Consider the following 4,258-nt stretch of genomic DNA (forward strand, 5'->3'; position numbering starts at 1 on the left):
CGAGAAGAAAATTGCCGAAGAGTTCCAGAAGAGACAGCAGGAGCTCAACGAGAAAGGAAAAGGGAAAACTCGGGAAGAAGTACAAAAACTCGAGGAAGAAATGAATGCCGCCTGGGCACCGGTGCGGGATGAAATGCTCAAAGAGCGGCAAGCACTCATTGAGGAGCGTTACAATGACATCATTGCGGCTATCCGGAAGGTCGCTGAGTCAATGCAGCTTAGTCTTGTCATCCGGAGCACTCTCCGCATCCCGGTGAACCAGAAGGAAGTCCTTGAAATGCCCCTTGTGCTCTACGGCGGCACGGACATCACCGAGACAGTCATACAAGAGCTCCAGAACATCGTGGCGGCGCGAGAAAAAGAGAAGAAGTGAGCCCTTTGCGGCTTGGAGACCTTGCAGTACACCTCAAAGGAGAACTCTTTGGGGACCCTGACTTTGTGGTTCAGGGTGTTCGGGAGCCTCAGGAAGCGGGGGAGAGGGATCTTGTCTTCCTCTTTGATGCCCGTTTCCTGAAGGAAGTCGTCCTGTCCCGGGCGAAAGCGGTGGTGACGGGGAAGGGAAATCGAGGAAGTCTCCAAGAAAAGTTCGTTATTGAAGTTGAAAATCCTCGTCTTGCCTTTGCCCGGGTTCTCTCCCTCTTTTGTACTCCCTTTCGTCCGCCTCAGGGCGTACATCCCCTCGCCTTTGTTCATCCCCGGGCGCGCATTGGTCGTGATGTAGCCATCGGTCCCTTTTCGGTCATCGAAGAGGATGCTTCAGTTGGGGATCGAACGTGCATTTTCCCCCAGGTCTACGTGGGTAAGGGAGTGCAAATAGGAAGCGATTGCATCCTCTACCCGCAGGTGGTGGTGCGGGAGTACTGTGTCTTGGGAAATAGGGTTATTCTCCACAGCGGTGTGGTTGTGGGTGCTGACGGGTTTGGGTATGAGTGGACTGGCAGGAACTACGAGAAAATTCCTCAGGTTGGAACAGTGGTCATTGAGGACGATGTCGAGATTGGTGCCAACACAACCGTCGATCGAGCAACTCTTGGCTGCACCCGCATCGGCCAGGGGACAAAAATCGACAACTTGGTCATGATTGCCCATAATGTCCGTGTGGGACAGAATGTGATCATTGTTGCTCAATCGGGCATTGCGGGAAGTAGTGACATCGGGAACGGCGTCATCATGGGAGGACAGGCAGGGGTTGTGGACCACTGCCGTGTTGGAGAAGGTGCCCGAATTGCTGCTCGGGCAGTGGTGACTGCAGAGGTGCGTCCCGGGGAGATGGTTTCCGGGTTCCCTGCCCAGGAACACCGTCGAGAGCTCCGAGAGCGGGCCCTGGTTCGAAAGCTCCCAGAAATGTGGCGCAAAATCAGGGACCTTGAAGAGCGTATCCGAAAACTCCTTGGAGAATGAGAACGCCTCCCTTGCAGCGCACTATTAGGTATCCCACGGTGGTTGCGGGTTTAGGTCTGCACAGCGGTAAACCCGCCCGGGTTACCCTGTGCCCTGGGGAACCGAACACGGGCATTCTTTTTCGGGTCTTTTGGAATGGGCACGAAAAGGTTATTCCCGCTCTCTTCCCGTACGCTACCTTAGGGCCGCGCTCCAGCGTTCTGCAGGACGGCGAGATTTCTGTGGCCACGATTGAGCACTTCTTGGGAGCCTGCTGGGTGGCGGGTATCGACAATCTCGAGGTTGTGGTAGAAGGGGAGGAGCTTCCCGCAGGTGACGGGAGCGCTCTCCACTGGATACAGGCCTTGCAACGGGCAGGGGTACAGGAACAAGGAGTGGAGCGAAAGACGTTTGTCATTGATCGAATTTTCTCCGTGGAGCACAATGGGGGGTATCTCTTTGCCTTTCCGGCTTCAGAACTTGTTCTAACCTATATCCTGGACGGCGCGACCTCGGGAGAGTTCCTCCAGGGGTTGACGCTTCGCGAGGGGGGGATTCTTGAGGTCCTTCCGGGAGCAAGAACGTTTGCCTTTTTGTGGGAAAGGGAGGAACTCAAGCGACAGGGCCTTGGTAAGGGCGTGCGGAATAAGGCGGTGCTCCTTGACTCTTCTGGTCTTGGGGATCGTCCGTTGCGCTTGCCTTACGAGGCCTGTGCCCATAAGATTCTCGACCTCCTGGGGGATTTGATGCTCCTTGGAGTACGAGTTAGAGGAGGGTTTTTGGGATTTCGATCTGGGCATGCGCTAAACCACAGGATGGTGAGAGTACTTTGGGAGGAAATGGGCAATGGGCATCCACAGGACAGCACTTGTAGACCCTGAGGCGCAGATTGGGGAGAACGTCGAAATAGGGCCGTGCGTCGTTATTCGGGGAAAAGTGACCATTGGCAATGGAACAAAAATCGCTCCCTTTGCAGTTCTTGAGGGGACGGTTGAGGTTGGTCCTTCCTGTTTCATTGGACACCATGCGGTCATTGGGACTCCTCCGCAGGACGTATCCTTCCGGGGTGAGGAGAGCGGGGTGGTGATCGGCGAGGGCACGGTTCTCCGGGAGTTTGTCACCGTGCATCGGGCAACAGGAGAGGGAAAAATGACACATATTGGGAAATCCTGCTTCATCATGGCCTATTGCCACATCGCCCATAATTGCTTCGTTGGCAATGGGGTGACCATGGCCAATGGGGCAAGCCTTGCTGGGTACGTTACCGTTGAAGACTGGGCAACCCTGAGTGGATTCGTGGGGGTTCACCAGTTCGTCCGTATTGGAAAACTCGCCATGGTGGGAGGGCTCTCAAAAGTGGTCATGGATATCCCTCCCTACGTTCTTGCTGATGGTCACCCGGCCCGAGTGTTCGGACTCAACCGGGTGGGCATGCGAAGGAGGGGCATTCCTAAGGAGAAACGAGAGAGCATTGCCCAAGTGTACCGCTTCCTTTTTCGGAGTGGGAAGCCTCTGCGGAGGGCGATGGAAGAGATTGAAGGCAAAGGATTTGATCCGGAAGTTGTCAATGAGATTCTCGCTTTCCTGCGCCAGACCAAGCGAGGCATCACCCGGTGGGTTAGGGAGGAAGCCTGTGACCTCGAAGATGCTCCTTTTAGCTGGTGAGGGGGTTCTACCGGTCCTTGTGAGGCAAAAAGCCCGGGAAACCTTTGAGGTTGTTACCGTTTCCTGCCGTTTCTTTCGACTCCATAGGGATCTCAACCCCGAGCACCTTCTGGAGAATCTCTCCTTTGAGGAGCTCTTGAGTGTCCTGAGGGCGGAAAAACCTGAAGTGCTTTGTCTTGCAGGAAAGGTTCCCAAGGCTTACGTTTTTGCTCCCGAGGTTTCTTCCCTTTTTGCCCCGTGTCGGAGCTTGCAGGATCGGGATATTCTGAGAGAGTGCATTAGGCTTCTTGAAGATGAGGGTTTTAAGGTGCTTTCGCCCTTTCCCTTCTTGAAGGATTGGGTTACTGAAGAGGGCATTCTCTTTGGTCCCCCTCCCACGGAAGAGGAGTGGCGCGATGTCGAGTACGGTTTTCGTATTGCCCGTTTCCTTGCGGATGAAGAAATTGGTCAAACGGTGGTGGTGAAGAGGAGAACTGTGGTGGCTCTTGAGGGGGCGGAAGGGACGGATGAGACCATCCGGCGGGGTCTTGCCCTTGTCCCTTGCGGGGTTGTGGTCAAAGTGGCTCGGAGCAACCAGGACTTCCTCATAGATATTCCCGCCATTGGAGCAGAGACAATCCGCCTTCTCGGGGAGGGTGGAGGGAGACTCATCGCCTTGGAAAGCGGGAAAACCCTTCTTCTGGATCGGGAAGAGGTTGGGATTCTCGCAGAGCGTTTCGGGGTGACTGTCCTCGGGGTTGCCTGGTGAGGGGAACCGTTTTTCTTTCCTGTGGGGATATTTCCGGAGACCGATGGGCATCGCACATTATTCGACTTCTCCGGGAACGTTTCCCGGGAGTTCCGGTTGTGGCCCTCGGGGGTGAGGAGAGCAGAGGCAGCCTTCTTGCGGATACGGTCTCGCGTTCGGTTGTTGGGCTTTCCGAGGTGCTCCGGTCCCTTTCTTTCTGGAAGAAAACCTGGGACCTCACCCAGGACTTTCTCAAACGGGAGAGACCAAAAGTTGTTCTCGCTATCGATAATCCCGGTTTCAACCTTCGCCTTACCCGCTACTGTGCTTTGAGGGGCATTCCCGTTGTGTACTTTGCGCCCCCTCAGGTCTGGGCCTGGGGACGATGGCGGGGGAAGTTCCTTGCCTCTTCCGCCGAATACATTCTTCACTTTTTCCCTTGGGAGGGCAAGTACTTTGCGGGTGGAAAGGCTAAGACGATTTGGG

5 protein-coding genes and 1 pseudogene (1 of these 6 running past the window's edge) are annotated in these 4,258 nt (G+C 55.3%); all 6 read left to right on the forward strand.

The window, feature by feature from the left end; all coding sequences use genetic code 11:
* A pseudogene (locus H5U36_04575) lies at nt 1–373 on the forward strand (OmpH family outer membrane protein) (it extends 184 nt beyond the left edge of the window).
* Nucleotides 370–1,401, forward strand: coding sequence for a UDP-3-O-(3-hydroxymyristoyl)glucosamine N-acyltransferase (gene lpxD, locus H5U36_04580; protein MBC7217431.1), 1,032 nt, complete (start codon nt 370–372; stop codon nt 1,399–1,401). The pseudogene H5U36_04575 and the gene lpxD overlap by 4 nt, the downstream one beginning before the upstream one ends.
* An 11-nt stretch (nt 1,402–1,412) precedes the next feature.
* Nucleotides 1,413–2,261 (forward strand): UDP-3-O-acyl-N-acetylglucosamine deacetylase, encoded by an 849-nt coding sequence (locus tag H5U36_04585; protein MBC7217432.1) that lies wholly within the window; start codon nt 1,413–1,415, stop codon nt 2,259–2,261.
* The gene (gene lpxA, locus H5U36_04590) at nt 2,227–3,045 is read left to right on the forward strand and encodes an acyl-ACP--UDP-N-acetylglucosamine O-acyltransferase (GenBank protein MBC7217433.1); all 819 of its coding nucleotides are present in this window, start codon (nt 2,227–2,229) and stop codon (nt 3,043–3,045) included. The genes H5U36_04585 and lpxA overlap by 35 nt, the downstream gene beginning before the upstream one ends.
* Nucleotides 2,948–3,793, forward strand: a complete 846-nt coding sequence (lpxI, locus tag H5U36_04595) for a UDP-2,3-diacylglucosamine diphosphatase LpxI (protein MBC7217434.1) — start codon at nt 2,948–2,950, stop codon at nt 3,791–3,793. Before lpxA ends, lpxI begins: the two co-directional genes overlap by 98 nt.
* On the forward strand, nt 3,790–4,258 hold a 469-nt coding region (locus H5U36_04600), incomplete at its 3' end, for a hypothetical protein (protein MBC7217435.1). The genes lpxI and H5U36_04600, both read left to right, overlap by 4 nt.

Source organism: Candidatus Caldatribacterium sp. (genome assembly GCA_014359405.1).
Taxonomy (GTDB): Bacteria; Atribacterota; Atribacteria; order Atribacterales; family Caldatribacteriaceae; genus Caldatribacterium; species Caldatribacterium oleiphilum.

Coding starts and splice junctions, on each gene's coding strand:
- lpxA (MBC7217433.1), top strand. CDS start 2,227: ATGGGCATCCACAGGACAGCACTTGTAGACCCTGAGGCGCAGATTGGG.
- lpxI (MBC7217434.1), top strand. CDS start 2,948: ATGAGATTCTCGCTTTCCTGCGCCAGACCAAGCGAGGCATCACCCGGT.